The sequence below is a fragment of the Wenyingzhuangia aestuarii genome (assembly GCF_011927765.1).
Lineage (GTDB): Bacteria > Bacteroidota > Bacteroidia > Flavobacteriales > Flavobacteriaceae > Wenyingzhuangia > Wenyingzhuangia aestuarii.
In genome coordinates, this window is sequence record NZ_JAATJG010000001.1 from 84,520 (window position 1) to 104,537 (window position 20,018).

A 20,018-nucleotide genomic window follows, 5' to 3' on the forward strand; every position below is an offset into this window, starting at 1 on the left:
TCAGTTCGAGTTTTTTTGTAACGTATTGGAGCAAAATGTATTGAGAACTACGGGTTCATCAAATTTTCAATTTCCTCAATTTCAATAGGAATGTGTTTCGTTAGGTTGATAGGTTCTGCGTTTTTTTGAACCACAATATCATCTTCTAAACGGATTCCTAACTTTTCTTTAGGAATATAAATTCCAGGCTCTACGGTTAGTACCATATTGGTTTTCATATCGTTCTCAAAATCACCATAATCATGAGTGTCTAAACCTAAATGATGAGAGGTACCATGCATAAAGTATTTTTTATAAGCAGGTTTTTCTTTGGTCTGATTTTGAATGTCTGCTTTGTCTAATAATTTTAAGGATAACAATTCAGCAGTCATCAATTCTCCAACCGCTAGGTTGTACTCTTTCCATTGTAAACCTTCACGAATCATTTGGGTTGCTTGGTTTTTAACGTTTAATACCGATTGATAAACGGCTTTTTGTCTATCGGTAAAACGACCATTTGCAGGAATAGTCCTTGTTAAATCACTAGAATAATTAGCATATTCAGCAGCCACATCCATTAAGATTAAATCACCATTTTTACAAGGTTTGTTATTTTCTATATAATGCAATACACAGGCACTGTAACCCGATGCTACAATAGGTGTATAAGCAAATCCTTTAGATCTGTTTCTGATGAATTCGTGAATTAATTCCGCTTCAATTTCATATTCCCATACATTGGGTTTGGTAAAGCTTAAAACACGCTCAAATCCTTTTTTAGTAATGTTACAAGCTTGTTGAATAAGCTCTATTTCTATAGCGGATTTAATTCCTCTAAGTTCAAACAAAATATCAAAAGAAGATTTGTAAGTATGCTTTGGATATTCTTGTTTTAATTTTTTGATAAATCGATCTTCACGTGTTTCCATATATCTTGGAGCACGTTTGTGATTGTTTTCATTAATGTAAATATTTGTAGCTTCTTTTATAAGAGAAGCAATTACATTTTCTAGTTCTGATAACCAAAATACAGTAGCAATCCCCGATACTTCTGTGGCTTGTTGTTTGCTTAGTTTTTCTCCTTCCCAAATGGCAATATGCTCATTGGTTTCTGTTACAAATAAAATTTCTTTGTATTGAGGATTTTTAGCATCTGGAAATAAAACCAACACACTCTCTTCTTGATCTACTCCACTTAAATAAAACAAGTCACGGTGTTGTTCAAAAGGCAAGGCACTATCGGCACCTGTTATAAAAATATCGTTCGCATTAAAAAAAGCAATGGAATTAGTTTCCATTCTCTCTGTAAAACGTTTTCTGTTTTCTATAAAAAGCTGAGGGTTGATTGTGTTGTATTTCATAAAAGTAAAGGTAAAAAATGTCTAGCTAAAACCTATTTAAATTTTTTTTCAAACTGAGATTAAACGCAGGTTTTAATTTGGAATGTTTTTTACAAAAAACTTAAAATTGCATTGCGGGAGTTATGCTGAAAATCCCTTAAAGAGTAAGCGTTTTAAAACTTTATTATGAAAAAAATAGTAATGCTAATGTTGATTTTAGGAGGATTAACATTAACGAGTTGTTCAATGAGATTGGTTGATTTTACAGTTATCAGTAGTAAAAATGTAAATCTTGCAGGAATTAAAAAATCAGAAGGTGTAAGAGTAAAAGCTGAAAAAGTATACTTTTTAGGGATAGGATGGAATATTAAAGATGGAATTGATAAAGCTTTAGAGCAGGCAGGACCACAATATGATATGTTAATTGATGGTGTTGTTAGATATGGAAGTTATCCTTTTATTGCTACAGTAACTGTTGAAGGTACAGCTGTAAATTCAGAAACAATGGTTGCGCAAATGGGACAAGAAGGTTTTAATCAATGGTTAAGTGGTCATCAAGTTACTACTGCTGATACAGCTAAAGTTATTGTAGAATAAATCTTAGAATATCAAATAAAAAAGGGAGTAGTGAGGACTACTCCCTTTTTTATTTGATATTCTCAAGAATACTCAAAGCTTTCTTTACATTATTCATCCTAATTAATCATGGTTAACAATAAATGGGAAGTCATTTTATCCTTTATATGAATCACACATCTCGACTCCGCTCGATGACCAGTGTAGTGTTCGAGCTGTGTCGAGAACTATTTTTGAATTAAATGTTCCTTAATACTTCCAGAGCTTTCTTTACACTATCAATTCTAATAAAAGTAATTAATAAACGTAGGCCTGCTTTGGTTTGTTTTTCTTTCATTACACACATTTTAGAATTGTTTTGTACATATTTTAAAACGTTGGTAAAAGCCTGTGTTGTGTAATATTCACTTTGTTGATTGGCAATAAAATATCCAATCATTCTTTTTTGTTTTAAGATAATTTTTTCTAATCCTAATTTTTTGGCAAGCCATTTAATTCGTACCGAATCTAATAAATCAACTACCTGAGTTGGCAATTCTCCAAAACGATCGGTTAGGTGTTTTTCAAATTCCTGTAGTTGAATTTCTTCGGTTAATTCTCCTAATTGCTTGTAAAGATTTAATCGTTCTGAAATAGAGTTTACATAATCATCTGGGAATAAAATTTCAAAATCGGTATCTATTTGTATGTCAGAAACAAATTCTTTGTGCTCTTTGTCTTCTTCGTTATACAGTTCTTTAAATTCGTTTTCTTTTAATTCTTTAACGGCTTCTTCTAGTATTTTTTGATACGTATCAAAACCAATATCAGTAATAAATCCACTTTGTTCACCTCCTAATAAATCTCCAGCACCTCTAATTTCTAAATCTTTCATGGCAATGTTAATTCCACTACCCAATTCGCTAAACATTTCTAAAGCCTGAATACGTTTACGAGCATCATCGGTCATCATGTGATAAGGAGGACAAATAAAATAACAGAATGCTTTTTTGTTAGAACGTCCCACACGACCACGCATTTGATGCAAATCAGACAATCCAAAATTATTGGCATGGTTAATAAAAATAGTATTGGCATTAGGTACATCTAATCCTGATTCTATAATAGTAGTGGCTACCAAAATATCAAAAGAACCCTCCATAAAGTTTACCATAACTTCTTCTAGTTTTCGTCCTTCTAGCTGACCGTGTCCTATTCCAATTCTTGCATTAGGAACCAAACGTTGTAACATTCCTGCTACTTCCTTAATGTTATCTACACGGTTGTGGATAAAGAAAATTTGACCTCCTCTAGAAATCTCGTACATCACGGCATCTCTAATAGTTTCTTCACTAAATCCAATTACGTTGGTTTCTATAGGGTGTCTGTTTGGCGGAGGAGTAGCAATTACCGATAAATCTCTTGCGGCCATTAAACTAAACTGCAACGTACGTGGAATTGGAGTAGCGGTTAAGGTAAGGGTATCTACATTTTCTTTAATGGTTTTTAATTTGTCTTTGGCGGCAACTCCAAATTTTTGTTCCTCATCAATAATTAGCAAACCAAGGTCTTTGTATTTTATTTTATCAGAAACCAATTGATGGGTACCAATAACAATATCTAATCTTCCGCTAGCCAAATCATCTAAAACAATTTTTTTTTGTTTAGCCGTTTTAAAACGGTTTAAATAGTTAATGTTTACGGGTAAATCTTCCAATCTTTTTTTGAAAGATTTAAAATGTTGAAATGCTAAAATAGTAGTAGGAACCAATACCGCCACCTGCTTTCCATTATCTACTGCTTTAAAAGCTGCACGTATGGCTACTTCTGTTTTTCCAAAACCAACATCACCACAAACCAATCGGTCCATAGGTTTGTCACTTTCCATGTCAGATTTTACATCTTGTGTGGCTGTAAACTGATCTGGTGTGTCTTCGTACATAAAACTAGCTTCTAGTTCGTGCTGTAAATAACTGTCAGGATCGTATCTAAATCCAATTTGATTTTTACGTTTTGCGTACAATTGAATTAAATCAAAAGCAATTTGTTTAACTCTAGTTTTTGCTTTTTGTTTTGCTTTTTTCCAAGCAGGTGAACCTAGTTTGTGAACTTTGGGTTCTTTACCATCTTTACCTGTAAATTTAGATATTTTATGAAGTGAGTGAATGCTAATATATAGCACATCTGCATCTCCATAAATTAATTTAATGGCTTCTTGTTTTTTACCGTTGACATCAATTTTTTGCAAACCGCCAAATTTTCCAATTCCATGGTCTATATGGGTAACAAAATCTCCAATTTCTAAATTGTTAATTTCTTGTAAGGTAACTGCCTGTTTTTTGGCAAAACCGTTCTTTAATTGAAATTTGTTGTAACGCTCAAATATTTGATGATCGGTATAACAAACTATTTTATGATGATGGTCTACAAAACCTTCGTGAATTTGAAATACTACGGTTTCGTATTCAATATCTTCTTCGCTTTCGTCAAAAATATCATGAAAACGTTTGGCTTGTTGATCGTTGCTACAGAATAAATAATTGCGGTATCCTTTTTTAGAATTTTGCTGAAGGTTTTCTATCAGTAAATCAAAATGTTTGTTAAAAGAGGGTTGAGGTTCTGTATTTCCGTCAATAGCATCAGTATTGGTGTTGTTCTGAATAGAAATTCTATTATACCCCTTTAGTTGTTCTTTAATTTGAATTCCATCTAAAAACAATTCACTAGGTAAGGTATGATTTACAGCTTCTGATAAATTTTGAAAACGAGTACTTGCTTTTTCAAACAATACGTTTAAATCGTTTAAAAGAATGTCCATGTTTTGTGTAAAAACCACACTGTTGTTAGGAATAAACTTTAAAAACGATTCTCTTTTTTCGGAAAACTGCTTGTTTTCCACATTGGGCATAATGTGAATTTTGTTTGGATTTCCGGTAGATAGTTGAGAAGCAACATCAAAAGTACGAATGCTGTCTATTTCATCTCCAAAAAATTCTAAACGATAAGGTTCATCATTGGCAAAAGAAAACACATCTACTATTCCGCCACGCACAGCAAACTCTCCAGGTTCAGTAACAAAATCAACTCTGTTAAACTTGTATTCAAACAATACTTCGTTTATAAAATCTATGCTATATTCATCGCCTTGCGTTATTTTTAACGTATTGCTATTCAGGTCTTTTTTGGTTACTACTTTCTCAAACAAAGCGTTTGGGTAGGTAACAATAATAGCTGGCTTTTTTCTAGAATTTAATCGGTTTAAAACCTCTGCACGCATTAATACATTGGCATTGTCTACATCTTCTATTTCGTAAGGCCTTCTGTAAGACCCTGGATAAAACAGCACATCTTTATCGTTTATCAATCGTTCTAAATCATTTAAATGATAGGCTGCTTTTTCCTTATCATCAAAAATGATTAAAAAAGTTTTATCGGTTTGTTTAAAGGCCTGTGCTATGGTAAATGATAATGCAGCACCGTTAAACTTACTTAATATATGATGACTTTTTTCTTGAGAAACTTGTGCAATAAGTTGTTGGGTAACATTTGCATTTTGATAGGTTTCTAGGATGGACTGAATTTTCAAGACTGAATAGATTTTGTTACAAATGTAGCGTTATGAATGATTTAATAAAAATAGAATTAGGGTTTCTAATTTGCTAGCTGTTTTATAAAAAATTAAATTATAACTGAGTATATTTATATGAATGGACACATTAAAAGAACCTTATTGGGCAATTGAGAATAATAAAGAATATATTTATATTGATTTTCAAGGGGTTAGTGATGATAGTTCTGTGATGAATCAAGTCCTAAAAGCTTTAGAAATGGGCTTTGCTAGAAAAGATAAATCAGTAAGAGCGCTTTTAATTACAAGAGGGGGAAAAACATCTCCGGCTGCTATGCGAATTATTAAAGTTTTAGGAAAAAAGGTACAGCCCAAAATTAAGAAATCTGCCGTTGTTGGGTCTGTTGGAATATTAAGCTTGTTATTAAAAATTTATATTGCTTATACAGGAAGTAATATGCGTTTTTTTACAGATGAGAAAAAGGCAATTAACTACCTAACTATAGATTAGCCATGTATACAGAAATTACTCCTAAAAATACAATTGCATATATAAGTTCTACTAAAAGTCCATTGGTAGAAAAGGAATTAATACGTTGTGATGCTACGGTTTTAAGAATTGAGAGTATTTCTACTAATTTAGATGATTGGACAGTAATTCCTGATGCTTTTATTTTTGATGAATTATGTTTAGATAACTGGAAGCAAGAGTGGAATAAAGTAAAACAAATTGCTGTTTTGCAAGATATTCCTTGTTTGTTAATTTCTACCCAAAAAAAAGAGGAAGAAGAGTTGCTTTGTCTGTTAAAAAAAGGTCTTTGTGGCTATGTTTTTCATGCGCAACTTTCTATGTTAGTGCCGTTGTGTATTTCTGCCATGGTACATGGAAAAAAAATTAAAGAAGAACAATTAAAAGTAAATGAACTAAACAGAGTTTTAAGTACAAGCTACTTGGTGATTGATGCTAAAAATACGTTGTTGGATGATATTAAAAAAACATTAGACAAATTTGCTGATAACGAAGAGCATATGTTGCCTAAACATGTTAAAGAACTTTCAAAAAAAATTGACCTTAAAATAAAATCAGAATATCATTATCAACTTTTTAAAGTTCATTTTGAAGAGGTACACCCTCTTTTCTACAAAAAACTACTTAAGGTTAATAACAAGCTTACCGATCATAACTTAAAGCTTTTGGCCTTTTTAAAAATGGGATTTAACAATACCGAAATATCATTTTTGTTAAACATCTCAATATCTTCCGTAAAAAAGTCTATCCAAAGATTAAAACCAAAATTATTACTAAGTCCTAAAGATTCTATTCGAGAATTTGTTTTTGCGTTGTAGTTATTTCACTATAAAAGGAGACATTTGGGAGACATACTAATAAACAAGTTTTCTAAACTTGATATTTAGTTAGAAAACTCTTTAAATTAGCTGTTCGTAATTAACATAGCTTAATAAGTCTTGAATGCCGTTTAGTAAGGATATAACTTGGTCGTCTGTAGAGGGCAAAGAATTTTTAAGAATAGACTACAGAAACGTTAGAGATGATAGTGTGGCTACAAAAGTTACGCAACAGGCTTATGATGTAAGTATAGATCGTCCAGATAAATCGTTAAGAGTGTTACTTGTTGTAAATGGAGGAAAGATTACACCAGCTACAATGAGGTCTATGTTAAAAATGGGAAAAGGAATTCAACCCAAAATAAAAAAATCTGCTGTTGTAGGTGCTGTAGGTATGTTGTCTCTTTTGTTAAGAGTATACGTATCTTCTACAGGTAGTAAAATAAGGTTTTTTACAGATGAGAGTACTGCTTTACAGTATGTTTTATCAGATGATTAAAAAATAAAATACCTATTGTAGAATAAAAATAACTACCCCTATTGTTTATTCAGGTATTATAAGTCCAATCTATTCGTAGGTTGGACTTTTTTTATTGATTTTTGTAGCATGAGCAAACTTGTGAATTACAAAAAGATCCTAATAGCCTATACCGAATTAAGGATAAAAAATTCTATTACTATATGAGTGATAAAGATTATTCTAAGTGGTTGGTTTATAAAGATGTAAAATACTTGTTAATAGATTTTACAGATGTTACGAGTGATGATTTGGGAATACGTATTTTGAATAATGCCTATGAAGTTTGTTTAACTTGTCCTGATGATAGTGTAATCATTTTGGGAATGGTAAAAGGAGGAAAAATATCACCTACTGCATTAAGAAAATTAATAAAAATAGGAGCTAATGTACAGCCTAAAATAAAAAAATCAGCAGTTGTGGGAGCTGTAGGGGTGTTATCTTTGTTATTTCGTATATACATATCGTCTACAGGAAGTAGAGTAAGGTTTTTTACAAGTGAAGATGTTGCTCTAGATTATCTGCTGTCAGATAATTAAAAGGGTTAATAAATAGAATGTTTCTCTTTAACTGTGTTTACTCAGTTAGGTGCAATAGAAGTCCCATCTATTCATCGGTTGGACTTTTTTTTATCCATTAACTATTGATATTTTTGTGGCATGAGCGCATATATCAATTATAAGAATACAAAAATTCACTATACAGAGTCTGGAAAAGGAACTACCATTGTTTTGTTACATGGTTTTTTAGAGAACACTACAATGTGGCAAAGTTTGGAGCAATTGTTAAACTCTAAATATAGAGTGGTTTGTGTAGATTTATTAGGGCATGGAAAATCTGATAATTTAGGATATGTGCACACCATGACAGAAATGGCAGAGACCGTAAAAACGGTGTTAGATTTTTTAAATGTTCGTCGTTCTTTTTTTGTAGGACATTCTATGGGGGGCTATGTTGCTTTGGCGTTTGCAGATATGTACCCAGACAATGTTAAAGGCTTGATTTTGTTAAATTCGACAGCAAGACCCGATACTGAAGAAAAGAAACTTGGTAGAGATAGAGCGATTGCAGTGGTTAAAGAAAATCACAAATCATTTATAAGAACATCTATTCCAATGCTGTTTAGATCTAAGTGTAGAAAAATTCATTCAGAGGCCATTGCTCATGTTAAAAAAGAAGCTTTAAAAACATCAAGACAAGGAATTATTGCGGCTTTAGAAGGAATGAAAATTCGGTTAGATAGAGAGGTGTTATTACACTTTGGACCTTATCCTTCTTTATTAATTTTAGGAAAAAAAGATCCGGTATTAAATTATGAAGATTTAATTGATCAAACTACTGGTGCTAATACAGAGGTGGTTGAGTTAGAAAATGGTCATATGAGTTTGATAGAAGATAAAGAACAAGCTGAGCAAGCTATTTTAGAATTTGTAAAAAAATATTAACATTCTTATAATTCTTTAATCTTTAAATCTTTCCATTGAGCTATTAGGTGTTTTTTAGTACCTAGTTTTTTCTTAGAAATGGCATGTATTTGTAAACCAATATGTCCTTTAGGATGTGTTTTATAAGTTTCTGTATCAATTAAATTCTCTACAAGAAAACCATTGATAAAAGTTTTTATTTGTGCTCCTTTAGCTATAATTTTAAACTCATTCCATTCTCCAACTTTAAAATATATGTGAGATTTTCTGTTTAAAGATTTCCATCCTCCTTGCATAGCTTCTCCGTATATGTAACCCGCAACACCATTTTTAGATTCTATTTCAACTTGAGGTCCATAAAATTTTCCTGTTTTAAATTTTCCAAGGGTTGTTTCTCGTTTTCTAGAACGTATTTGTACTCCAGAATTTAAATCCTTGTCTACTTTTACTTTAAATATAAGTTCAAAATCTCCATATACCTTCTTGGTGGCTAAAAAAGTATTGGGACTTTCTAAAGCGGTATAACCAGTTATTATTCCGTTTTTAGTAGTGTAAGTTGCTTTTCCTCCCTCAACAGTAAAATCGTCTAAGTTTTTTTGATTGTATAATGGTTTGTATTGTTGTGCTAAACTAAAAGTTGAAAAACTAAGGTAGAATATAGTAGATAAAAGAAATAACTGTCTCATAAAATATTAAAATCAATTGGTTTTGTTAAAGATAGTTTAAAAGATGAAATTTATTTAAAAGGAAAGCTAAATTTTTTTAAAGGCTAGAATGTAGATAGTTTTTATCAGTTTGTATCTTTAAAAAATAATTTAGAGATTTTATTACATGAATCATATTGCTGTTTTTAATAGTGCTACAGTGCAAACCAAATTTGTAGATAATTTGTTAAAGGATCGTGAGCAAAATTTATTTCCCGAATTTAGAGGAAAAAAAGGGGCCCTGTTTAGTGCTACTGTACTTAAGAAATTTTTGCTAGAAGAGTTGAATCATGATGATTTTACCTTAACAAAGCATTGTATAGATGGAAATGGAAATACAAGAAGTTTAGGTTCGTTTTCTAGCGGTCAACAAAAAAAGTTACTATTAACATATTTGGCAAAACAAAAGTTTGATTTTTTGGTTTTAGACAATCCTTATGATTGTTTAGATCTAGCAGCTCAACAATCTTTGGCTGATGAGTTAACCAAGTTGGCTAAGGGGGTAACATTAATTCAGCTGTTTAAAATTAGAGATGAGGTGTTACCTTTTATCAATCAGTATTGTTTTGTAGAAAATAATGTTGTTCAGTTTTTGGGTTCTTCAGAAGAGTATGATGCTTTCTTTTTTAAAAAATTAAAACCTTACGAGTTTACGAGAAATTTGCCACTACCTTTAAAAAAGATAGAAGTAGAAAATCCTTTGGTAAAATTTACGGATGTAAATATTTTTTACGAGCAAACTAGGCAAATAGTAAACAATATTAATTGGGAAATTAACAAAGGAGAATTTTGGCATTTAAAAGGACCTAACGGAGCAGGAAAAACAAGTTTGTTAACCATGATTACGGGAGATAATCCTAAAGCTTTTGGAGAAGATATTGTGCTGTTTGGTCGTAAAAAAGGAAGTGGAGAAACTGTTTGGGATCTCAAAAAAAATATGGGTTATTTTTCTCCAAATTTAACTCAGTTTTTTGGAAAACTATTTACGGTTCAGCACATGGTGTTGTCTGGTTTTTACGATTCTGTAGGTTTGTACGAAAAACCTACTGGGCAAGAAATAAAAGAAGTCGATAAATGGTTAGATTTAGTAGGGTTAAAAGATAAAAAACAAATGTATTTTGTTCGTTTGTCTCCAGAAATACAAAGAATAGTATTAATTATTCGTGCTTTAGTAAAATACCCTCCTTTACTTATTTTAGATGAACCAACCAATGAATTAGATGATTATGCAACGTCTATGCTAACGGCTTTTATTAATAAAATTCACAAAGAAACAGACATCGCTATTATTTATGTGTCGCATAGAATGTTAAAAGGACTGGAACCCTCTAAAGTTTTTGAATTAATTCCTATACAACATGGTTCTATTGGGAAGATAATTTCATAAATAAGTCTTTTTCATTTTTATAAAGTTTTTTAAAACAAGAGGTGTTGTTTTATTCTTAAGGACAATTTATTTATTTTGAGGCATTTGAGTATAATGTTACTTGTTTAAATTTATAAACTCAAAATAAAGAAGAGTAGGATGTATAGAAATAATCAATTTAGTTTTGTTTTTTTATTGTTGTTTGCGTTTTTGTCAAACTCTTGTAATTCAGATGATCAAACAATAAAGGAGAAAGAAGAAGTTAAAGAGGTTTATGATACAGATAATACTGATGAAGAAACAGAGTTAGATAGGTCTATACATGTTCCACAAACTCCACATTCAAGATTAGATGATACAGAAGCTAATTTTTACACAGATAAAATTAAAAAAACTGAAAAAATAGTAACCTTAACAGGAGATAATAATCTTACTGACAGTAATACTTTAAATACAGAAATAGAAAATTTATCACAAAGCGGAGGAGGTGTTTTAAGAGTTCAAAAAGGAACATATTATATTAGAAATGTACGTCTAAGATCTAATATCCATTTAAAATTTGATTCAGATGTAATATTAAAACCATATATAACAGATGCAGAAAAAGCCGCAAAAACAAATATTATGATGATTGATGTTGGTAATACTTTTTTTGTTGAAAATGTAGCCATTACCAATACAGATGTAGATAATATAGATAAAAACACATGGTATACTGTAGAAATAGATGGTGTAGACTCTTCACACGGAGTACGATATATTGATGCAAGTAACGTTTCCAATTTTAAAATATCTGGAATTCGTTTGACAGATGTATATTCCAAATTTTCAAAATTAGTATTGAATTTACCAGATAACAATAACAGAGAAGAAATACCACATAAAGGTGTGGTTAAAGATGTTTATATGGATAATTTACATGTTGGTTATGGGGTAGTTCAAATGCAATCGGGTATAGATATTTTGTATAGAAATTTAAATGGTAAAGGTGGAGTAACACTAAGGTGCGAAACTGGAGCACAAGCAACAAATATGGTTAATAAAATTTCTGTTGATAATATTGTAGCTAGAAATATTACCATTAGAGAAGGAGATGCAGCTTTAAATTTATCACCCCACAGAGTCAATCAAGGTAGGGTAGATGCAGATGGAATTTACGCTTACAATTCCGGATATGCAGTACAAATTGCAGCAGGTTGGTATAATACCAAGCCTAATACAATTGATAATTTAGGAACATATGATGAAAAATCTTTTATAGATAATATTGTAGTTACTGGAGGAGATGGAGGACAGATTAAAAGCAAAGACTTTAAATATTTTTGTCCAGATTTTCGTAATATAATTAAAAGCCGTGGTAAAAATTTAGACGATAGTAGCTATCCTATAAAATCCATAGCGGTAATTAGAACTAATGCAGATGTGGATTTTGGTTGTAATGAAACTGAGAATGGATGTTATAAAATAGGTGTAGGTAAAGTCACAAAATTAAATAATGATTTTCTAAAAAATTTAATTTTTCTCACCCCTTTAGATGAAGTTTCTTACACGGGAGAGTGTAAATAAAAAAAGGCTATCTAAATGTAGGTAGCCTTTTTTAATACGTTTTTGATTAAATGGTCGTTATTCTTTGTCTTTTTCTAACAAAGCATTCCACCCTTGTGCCGTTAAAGGTACCGACTGATTAGAACCACGTGTGATTAAATTCATTCCACTGTTAGCATCCGTCATGTGACCAATTACGGTTAAATGTGGGTTTCCTTTAATTTTATCAAAATCACTTTGGCTAATGGTAAATAACAATTCGTAATCTTCACCACCACTTAAGGCAACAGTTGTACTGTTTAAATCAAGCTCTTCACATACAGAAATTACTTGAGGGTCTAAAGGAATTTTTTCTTCATATAAATTACATCCCACTTTAGATTGCGTACAAATGTGTATAATTTCAGAAGACAAACCATCAGAAATATCAATCATAGAAGTAGGAACTACATCTAAATCGTTTAAAATTCTAACAATATCTTTTCTAGCTTCAGGCTTTAATTGTCTTTCAATTAAATAAGTGTATTGATCTAAATCTGGCTGATTGTTTGGATCTACTTCAAAAACTTGTTTTTCACGTTCTAAAACTTGAAAACCTAAATAAGCAGCTCCTAAATCTCCGGTAACCACTAATAAATCATTTTCTTTAGCAGTGTTTCGGTAGGTTATTTTTTTCTCATCAGCATGACCAATTGCTGTTATACTAATTAACAAGCCTTTGGTAGATGAGGTAGTGTCTCCACCTACCAAATCAATATTGTATTTTTCACAAGCCAATAAAATTCCACTATACAACTCTTCTATAGCTTCCAAAGGAAATCTGTTAGACAAAGCAATAGATACGGTAATTTGAGAAGCATCAGCATTCATAGCATATACATCCGATAAATTAACCATTACTGCCTTATATCCTAAATGCTTTAAAGGCATATAAGAAAGGTTAAAATGTACACCTTCTACCAATAAATCTGTAGTTACTAATGTTTTTAATCCATTAGCATCTAACACAGCACAATCATCACCAACAGCCTTTACGGTTGAGGTGTGGTTTATTTTAAAATGTTCTGTTAAGTGTTCTATCAATCCAAATTCACCAAGACTAGCGATATCTGTTTTTTGAGGAGTTTTATCTTCTAACATTTGCTCTTACTTTGAAAGGTTTATGTATTAAAACTACTAATGCTTTAAGTATGAACATTAATAGCGGAAGCAAAGATACGTTTTACATTGATGAAGTCTATGATGTAATAAATATTATTAATCAAAGCATATGATAAAAATCAGTTTTAAAATGGTAAATTTGCAGACGTTTAGACTTAAACAATTAAAGTTATGATAAAAGTATCAGACATAGCAAAAAAAAAGGTGGTAGAGTTAATGACCGATGATGGTTATGATGCCGTTAATGATTTTGTAAGAGTAGGAGTAAAAAGTGGTGGTTGTTCTGGATTATCGTATGATTTAAAATTTGATAAAGAAGAGCAAGAAGGTGATAAAGTTTTTGTTGACAATGGGGTAAAACTAATTGTTGATAAAAAAAGCTTTTTGTATTTAGTTGGAACAACTTTAGAGTATTCTGGAGGTTTAAATGGAACTGGGTTTGTGTTTAACAATCCTAATGCCAATAGAACTTGTGGATGCGGAGAGAGTTTCTCTTTATAAGTAATAGAGAATAGAAGAAGTAAATCTTTTAATAAGATTAAAATGAGTAAATATACTGAAGACGATTTAAGAGAAGAGTTAAAAACGCAGGAATACGAATATGGATTTTATACGTATTTAGATGCTGAAACTTTTCCTAAAGGATTAAATGAAGATGTGATTCGTGCAATTTCTTTAAAAAAGGAAGAGCCAGAATGGATGACAGAATGGAGACTAGATGCTTTTCGTAAATGGGAAGCTATGGAAGAGCCAGAATGGGCAAATGTGCGTTATGAAAAACCAAATTTTCAAGACATTAGTTACTATTCGGCACCTAAACAAGCAGATCCTAACAAAAGCTTAGATGATGTAGATCCTGAGTTGTTAGAAATGTATAAAAAACTAGGAATTTCTGTTGACGAACAAAAGAAATTACAAAACGTTGCGGTAGATATTGTAGTAGATTCAGTTTCTGTAGCTACTACATTTAAAAAGACCTTAAACGAAAAAGGAATTATTTTCTGTCCAATTTCTGAAGCTATTAAAGAGCATCCAGAATTGGTTAAAAAATACATGGGTTCTGTAGTTCCTAAAACAGATAACTTTTATGCAGCATTAAATTCGGCAGTATTTACTGATGGATCTTTTTGTTACATTCCAAAAGGAGTTACTTGTCCAATGGAATTGTCTACTTACTTCCGTATTAACGAAGGAGGAACAGGTCAGTTTGAGCGTACCTTAGTAATTGCAGATGAAGGTTCTTTTGTAAGTTATTTAGAAGGATGTACGGCACCAAGTAGAGATGAAAATCAATTACACGCTGCAGTTGTAGAATTGGTTGCTATGGACGATGCTGAAATTAAATATTCAACAGTTCAAAACTGGTTCCCTGGAGATAAAAATGGAAAAGGTGGAGTTTACAATTTTGTAACTAAAAGAGCTGTTTGCGAGACCAATGCAAAAGTATCTTGGACACAAGTTGAAACAGGTTCTGCTGTAACATGGAAATATCCTTCTTGTATTTTAAAAGGAGATAATTCTACAGGAGAATTTTATTCAATTGCAGTAACTAATAACTATCAGCAAGCAGATACAGGAACTAAAATGATACACTTAGGAAAGAATACTAAGAGTACTATTATTTCTAAAGGTATTTCTGCAGGTCATTCTCACAACAGTTACCGTGGTTTGGTTAAAGTAAATGCAAAAGCAGAAAACGCTCGTAACTTTTCTCAATGTGACTCTTTATTAATGGGAGATTTATGTGGAGCACATACCTTCCCATATATTGAGGTTAAAAATAAATCGGCTCAAATAGAGCATGAGGCAACTACAAGTAAAATTGGAGAAGACCAATTATTTTACTGTAACCAACGTGGTATAGATACAGAAAAAGCAATTGCTTTAATTGTAAACGGATTTAGTAAAGATGTACTAAACAAGTTACCAATGGAGTTTGCTGTAGAAGCACAAAAGTTATTAGAAATCAGTTTAGAAGGATCTGTAGGGTAGTGTTTACCTGTTAAAACCAACAAGTACGAATTTTAAAATGGCCAAAAGCCAATAGCTAACAGCTAAAAGGATATAACAAGATGTTAAAGATTGAAAATTTACACGCAAAAGTAGAAGATAACGATATCTTAAAAGGATTGAATATTGAAGTAAAAGCAGGGGAGGTTCACGCTATTATGGGACCAAACGGAGCTGGAAAAAGTACTTTAGCTTCTGTGGTTGCAGGAAATGAAAATTACGAAGTTACCGAAGGAAATATATTTTTAGAAGGAGAAAATATTGAAGATTTATCTCCTGATGAAAGAGCTCACAAAGGGGTGTTTTTATCGTTCCAATATCCTGTAGAAATTCCAGGTGTAACGGTTACCAACTTTATCAAAACAGCAATTAATGCTAAGCGTAAAGCTAATGGTTTAGAAGATATGCCTGCTGCTGAAATGCTAAAGAAAATTAAAGAAAAATCGGCTTTATTAGAAATTAAAAAAGATTTCTTATCTCGTTCTTTAAACGAAGGTTTTTCTGGAGGAGAAAAGAAACGTAACGAGATTTTTCAAATGGCAATGTTAGAGCCAAAATTAGCCATTTTAGATGAAACAGATTCTGGTTTAGATATTGATGCTTTACGTATTGTGGCTAACGGAGTTAATAAATTAAAATCTAAAGACAACGCAGTAATTGTAATTACACACTACCAGCGTTTGTTAGATTATATTATTCCTGATTTTGTTCACGTTTTAGCAGATGGAAAAATAATCAAATCTGGAGGTAAAGAATTAGCTTTAGAATTAGAAGAAAAAGGATACGACTGGTTAGTGAAATAGTATTGGTAAAAATTAAAGAAATTAATTTTTCTTATCATTATTTTACGAATCACCTAAAACTTATAAAATGAGTTTACAAGATAAATTAGCAGCAGCATTTAAAGGAAATTCTAAAAATGCATCTGTAGAAAATTATAAAAAAGAAGCTTTTGAAGCCTTTTCTCAAAAAGGTTTTCCTACAACTAAGGACGAAGAGTGGAAATACACAAGTTTAAGAAGTGTGTTAAAAAAAGAATATGGAATTGAGTCTGCTAAGGCAACTAACATTACTCAAGAAAGTATTACTCCATTTTTAGTAGCTGGTTTAGATTCTTATAAATTAGTTTTTGTAGATGGAGTTTTTCAAGCTTCATTGTCAGATTCTATAGAAGAAGTTTCTGTAAAATTATTGTCAGAGGCTATAGAGGATGCTTCTTACCAAGACCTTTTTGAAAATAAATACAATAGTTTAGCAAAAGGATTTACAAGCTTAACAGATTTAAACACTGCGTTTACAAACGAAGGTGTCGTTATTCAAGTAGCAAAAAGTAAAGTAGTTTCTAAACCAATTGAGTTAATTTATTTAGCTTCAGGAGAAACATCAGCTATGTTGTTACAACCTAGAAATTTAATTACTGTAGCAGAAAATGCTGAGGTTAAATTTATAGAACGTCATCAATCTGTTGCCAATGTAGCTACGTTTAACAATGTGGTAACTGAGGTGTTTGTAGCACAAAACGGAATTTTTGATTTGTATAAAATCCAAAACGATAAAGACGATGCTTCTTTAGTAGATGCAACTTTTGTGGCTCAAGAAAGAGATACGGTAGCTTCTGTATACACTTTTACTTTTGGAGGAAATATTACAAGAAACAACTTGTCTTTCTATCAAAATGGACCTGGGTGTGATTCTATCTTAAACGGAGTTACTATTTTAGAAGGAAGCCAATTGGTAGATAATCATACATTAGTGGCTCACAAGTCACCAGATTGTCAATCTAATGAAACTTACAAAGGTATTTACGGAGGTAAATCTACAGGAGTATTTAACGGAAAGGTAATTGTAGATCAAGCGGCACAAAGAATTAATGCATATCAACAAAACGATTCTGTGTTAATTTCTGATGAAGCAACTATCAACTCAAAACCTCAGTTAGAAATTTTTGCTGATGATGTAAAATGTTCTCACGGATGTACCATTGGTCAGTTAGACAAATCAGCATTGTTTTACATGCAACAAAGAGGTATTCCAGTTAAAGAAGCAGAAGCATTGTTAATGTTCGCTTTTTGTTCTGATGCCATAAAAGAAGTAAAAGTACCTGCTTTAAAAATAAAAATCAACCAATTAATGGCTGATAAATTAGGAGTAAACATTCAGTTTGATGAAATAGCTGAATAATATTTTTAAAACTTAATAATTTAATAATCCCTTCAAGCAATTGAGGGGATTATTTTTTTTGCAAAAAGGTTATCTTAAGGGTTTTAATCATTTTATGGAAAGATTCATTGGAGTACTAGGTATTGTTGTATTATTGTTGGTTGCTTTTTTGTTAAGTAACAATCGTAAAAAGATTAATTATGGCATTGTTTTAAAGGGATTTGGGCTTCAATTAGTATTTGCTCTTGTTATTTTAAAAACACCAATAGGGTTGCCTTTTTTTAAATTTTTCGATGTAGCTATCAACAAGCTTTTGTCTTATGCAGACAAAGGAGGTGATTTTTTATTCGCTTCTTTTGTTACTGGTCAAGTAGAATCTCCTATCATAAACTTTGCTGTACGAGTTTTACCAACTATTATTTTCTTTTCGGCTTTTATGAGTTTATTGTATCACTTGGGAATTATGCAGTTTTTAATTAAAGGTATTTCTAGGTTTGTTCAAAAGGTTCTAGGAACCAGTGGAGGAGAAACTTTAAGTGTGGTAGGAAGTATTTTTGTAGGACAAACAGAAGCTCCTCTATTGGTAAAACCATTTGTTAAATCCATGACAAAATCAGAACTAATGACGGTAATGATTGGAGGTTTTGCAACTGTTGCTGGTGGAGTAATGGCTATTTATGTTAAAATGCTAAGTCACATACCTGGAATTGCAGGACATTTAATGGCTGCCTCTATTATGAGTGCTCCAGCTGCTATTATGATTGCTAAGATTATGTGCCCTGAAACAGAAAAATCATTAACAGCAGGTAATGTTGTATTAAAAGATGAAAAGCATGATTGCAATGCTGTAGAAGCAATTGCAGATGGTGCTATTGATGGTTTAAAATTAGCGGCAAACATTGCAGCTATGTTAATTGCTATTGTGGGAATGGTTGCCTTGGTAGATGGTTTGTTAAACTTGATTGATTTGTCACTATCTCAGTTATTAGGATTTGTATTTAAACCCTTGGCTTACTTAATGGGGGTTTCTTGGGGGGAATCAGGAGCTTTTGGTACTTTGCTAGGTGAGAAGATTGTTTTAACGGAATTGATAGCTTATAAAGATTTAGGAGAAATGGTAAACAACAATCAAATGTCCGATAGAACAGCTCAAATTGCTAGTTACGCTTTGTGTGGATTTGCCAATTTTGCCTCTATTGGAATTCAAATTGGAGGTATTGCAGGAATTGCACCAAATCAAAAAGGAAAAGTAGCAAAACTAGCTTTTAAAGCCATGATTGGAGGGGCATTGGCAAGTTGGATTACGGCTTGTGTTGCAGGAATTATTTTGTAAATAAACTTTCTTAACAATTTAGTAGAATTAATTTATCAACTAGGTGTTTATATGTTAACATGTAGTATTTCCAGAAATGTATTGCTTTTAATAGTATTGTAACTAAATCTTAAATAAATTTGTAATGATTAAGTATCTACTAATTTTATTCACATCAGTAACTGTTTTTGCAAATAATGACTGGGGAAAAACAGGCCATAGAACTGTTGGAGAAATAGCAAATCAACATATTTCTAAAAATACCATCAAGAAAGTAAAAGCACTTCTACATGGAGAGTCCCTAGCAATGGTTTCTATTTATGCAGATGAAATTAGAAGTAATCCAGAGTACCGTTCTTTTGGTCCTTGGCATTATGTAAATTTTGAAGGAGATAAAAAATACAAAGAAGAAGCTATAAATCCTAAAGGAGATATTTTACAAGGAATTAAAACTTGTATTTTAAAAATTAGAGATAAAAAAGTTAGTAATAATGATAGAGCTTTTTATTTAAAAATGCTAGTTCACTTTGTGGGAGATTTACACATGCCTTTGCATGCAGGAAATAAACACGATAAAGGTGGAAATGATATTAAGTTAAAGTGGTTTGGAAAATCTACCAATTTACATAGATTATGGGATTCCGATATGATAGACTCTTATAAAATGAGTTATTCAGAACTTGCGGTTAATTTAGATATAGTTCCTGTAAAACAAAATAAAGCAAACTGTAAAGGTACTTTAATAGACTGGGCACATGAGTCTAGAGCAATAGCATTAAAGGTGTATGGAGCAGTAAAAGAAAATGATACAGTCGGTTATGAGTATATGTATTATAACTTTCCGATGGTTAAAAAACAGTTGCAAAAAGGAGGAGTGCGTTTAGCGTTTGTTTTAGATGAAGTTTTTAAAACCAAATCTATTTGGTTAGATTTCTTTTTAAGATCTGTTTAATATTTTGTTTATCTAATGCTTACGATGGCTTAACATTTACAGCGTAGTTGAGTGTTTTTGTTTTAGTATTCTTAATGT

18 protein-coding genes are annotated in these 20,018 nt (G+C 31.5%); 14 read left to right on the top strand and 4 right to left on the bottom strand.

Annotation, left to right across the window (positions count from 1 at the left end; genetic code table 11):
- Window positions 1–47: 47 nt before the first annotated feature.
- Window positions 48–1,340, bottom strand: coding sequence for an aminopeptidase P family protein (locus tag GGR97_RS00330; protein WP_167896426.1), 1,293 nt, complete (start codon window positions 1,338–1,340; stop codon window positions 48–50).
- Window positions 1,341–1,505: 165 nt separating this feature from the next.
- On the opposite strand from GGR97_RS00330, the gene GGR97_RS00335 reads away from it, so the two are divergent.
- The gene (locus GGR97_RS00335; protein WP_167896427.1) at window positions 1,506–1,916 is read left to right on the top strand and encodes a hypothetical protein; all 411 of its coding nucleotides are present in this window, start codon (window positions 1,506–1,508) and stop codon (window positions 1,914–1,916) included.
- Window positions 1,917–2,133: 217 nt separating this feature from the next.
- Here the strand turns inward: GGR97_RS00335 and mfd are convergent, their stop codons facing one another.
- Entirely contained in the window at window positions 2,134–5,460 is a 3,327-nt protein-coding gene (gene mfd / locus GGR97_RS00340; protein WP_167896428.1) for a transcription-repair coupling factor, read from the bottom strand.
- Between the two features lie 121 nt (window positions 5,461–5,581).
- Here mfd and GGR97_RS00345 point away from each other — a divergent pair, with 121 nt between their 5' ends.
- From GGR97_RS00345 to GGR97_RS00365, 5 genes are all read left to right on the top strand, one after another.
- The gene (locus GGR97_RS00345) at window positions 5,582–5,953 is read left to right on the top strand and encodes a SpoIIAA family protein (protein ID WP_167896429.1); all 372 of its coding nucleotides are present in this window, start codon (window positions 5,582–5,584) and stop codon (window positions 5,951–5,953) included.
- Window positions 5,954–5,955: 2 nt separating this feature from the next.
- Window positions 5,956–6,789, top strand: a complete 834-nt coding sequence (locus GGR97_RS00350; RefSeq protein ID WP_167896430.1) for a helix-turn-helix transcriptional regulator — start codon at window positions 5,956–5,958, stop codon at window positions 6,787–6,789.
- A 124-nt stretch (window positions 6,790–6,913) separates the two neighbouring features.
- The gene (locus tag GGR97_RS00355) at window positions 6,914–7,288 is read left to right on the top strand and encodes an STAS/SEC14 domain-containing protein (protein WP_167896431.1); all 375 of its coding nucleotides are present in this window, start codon (window positions 6,914–6,916) and stop codon (window positions 7,286–7,288) included.
- A gap of 182 nt (window positions 7,289–7,470) precedes the next feature.
- A complete protein-coding gene (locus GGR97_RS00360; RefSeq protein WP_167896432.1) occupies window positions 7,471–7,845 on the top strand; it encodes a hypothetical protein in 375 nt (124 codons plus the stop codon).
- Window positions 7,846–7,965: 120 nt separating this feature from the next.
- Window positions 7,966–8,751 (top strand): alpha/beta fold hydrolase, encoded by a 786-nt coding sequence (locus GGR97_RS00365; protein ID WP_167896433.1) that lies wholly within the window; start codon window positions 7,966–7,968, stop codon window positions 8,749–8,751.
- A 5-nt stretch (window positions 8,752–8,756) separates the two neighbouring features.
- On the opposite strand, the gene GGR97_RS00370 is transcribed toward GGR97_RS00365, so the two are convergent.
- On the bottom strand, window positions 8,757–9,416 hold the full coding sequence (locus GGR97_RS00370) for a 3-keto-disaccharide hydrolase (protein ID WP_167896434.1): 660 nt from the start codon (window positions 9,414–9,416) through the stop codon (window positions 8,757–8,759).
- A 145-nt stretch (window positions 9,417–9,561) separates the two neighbouring features.
- Here GGR97_RS00370 and GGR97_RS00375 point away from each other — a divergent pair, with 145 nt between their 5' ends.
- The gene (locus tag GGR97_RS00375; protein ID WP_167896435.1) at window positions 9,562–10,821 is read left to right on the top strand and encodes an ATP-binding cassette domain-containing protein; all 1,260 of its coding nucleotides are present in this window, start codon (window positions 9,562–9,564) and stop codon (window positions 10,819–10,821) included.
- 138 nt (window positions 10,822–10,959) lie between these two features.
- Entirely contained in the window at window positions 10,960–12,366 is a 1,407-nt protein-coding gene (locus tag GGR97_RS00380) for a glycoside hydrolase family protein (RefSeq protein ID WP_167896436.1), read from the top strand.
- A gap of 57 nt (window positions 12,367–12,423) precedes the next feature.
- Here the strand turns inward: GGR97_RS00380 and thiL are convergent, their stop codons facing one another.
- Window positions 12,424–13,485, bottom strand: coding sequence for a thiamine-phosphate kinase (gene thiL, locus GGR97_RS00385; RefSeq protein WP_167896437.1), 1,062 nt, complete (start codon window positions 13,483–13,485; stop codon window positions 12,424–12,426).
- 192 nt (window positions 13,486–13,677) lie between these two features.
- On the opposite strand from thiL, the gene GGR97_RS00390 reads away from it, so the two are divergent.
- The 6 genes from GGR97_RS00390 (at window position 13,678) to GGR97_RS00415 (ending at window position 19,940) form a co-directional block, all read left to right on the top strand.
- Window positions 13,678–14,007, top strand: a complete 330-nt coding sequence (locus GGR97_RS00390) for a HesB/IscA family protein (RefSeq protein WP_167896438.1) — start codon at window positions 13,678–13,680, stop codon at window positions 14,005–14,007.
- Between the two features lie 42 nt (window positions 14,008–14,049).
- On the top strand, window positions 14,050–15,498 hold the full coding sequence (gene sufB / locus GGR97_RS00395; protein ID WP_167896439.1) for a Fe-S cluster assembly protein SufB: 1,449 nt from the start codon (window positions 14,050–14,052) through the stop codon (window positions 15,496–15,498).
- 80 nt (window positions 15,499–15,578) lie between these two features.
- On the top strand, window positions 15,579–16,319 hold the full coding sequence (gene sufC / locus GGR97_RS00400) for a Fe-S cluster assembly ATPase SufC (RefSeq protein WP_167896440.1): 741 nt from the start codon (window positions 15,579–15,581) through the stop codon (window positions 16,317–16,319).
- 67 nt (window positions 16,320–16,386) lie between these two features.
- Window positions 16,387–17,697, top strand: coding sequence for a Fe-S cluster assembly protein SufD (gene sufD / locus GGR97_RS00405; RefSeq protein ID WP_167896441.1), 1,311 nt, complete (start codon window positions 16,387–16,389; stop codon window positions 17,695–17,697).
- 94 nt (window positions 17,698–17,791) lie between these two features.
- A complete protein-coding gene (locus tag GGR97_RS00410) occupies window positions 17,792–19,009 on the top strand; it encodes a NupC/NupG family nucleoside CNT transporter (RefSeq protein ID WP_167896442.1) in 1,218 nt (405 codons plus the stop codon).
- A 124-nt stretch (window positions 19,010–19,133) separates the two neighbouring features.
- A complete protein-coding gene (locus GGR97_RS00415; RefSeq protein ID WP_167896443.1) occupies window positions 19,134–19,940 on the top strand; it encodes a S1/P1 nuclease in 807 nt (268 codons plus the stop codon).
- Window positions 19,941–20,018: the final 78 nt, after the last annotated feature.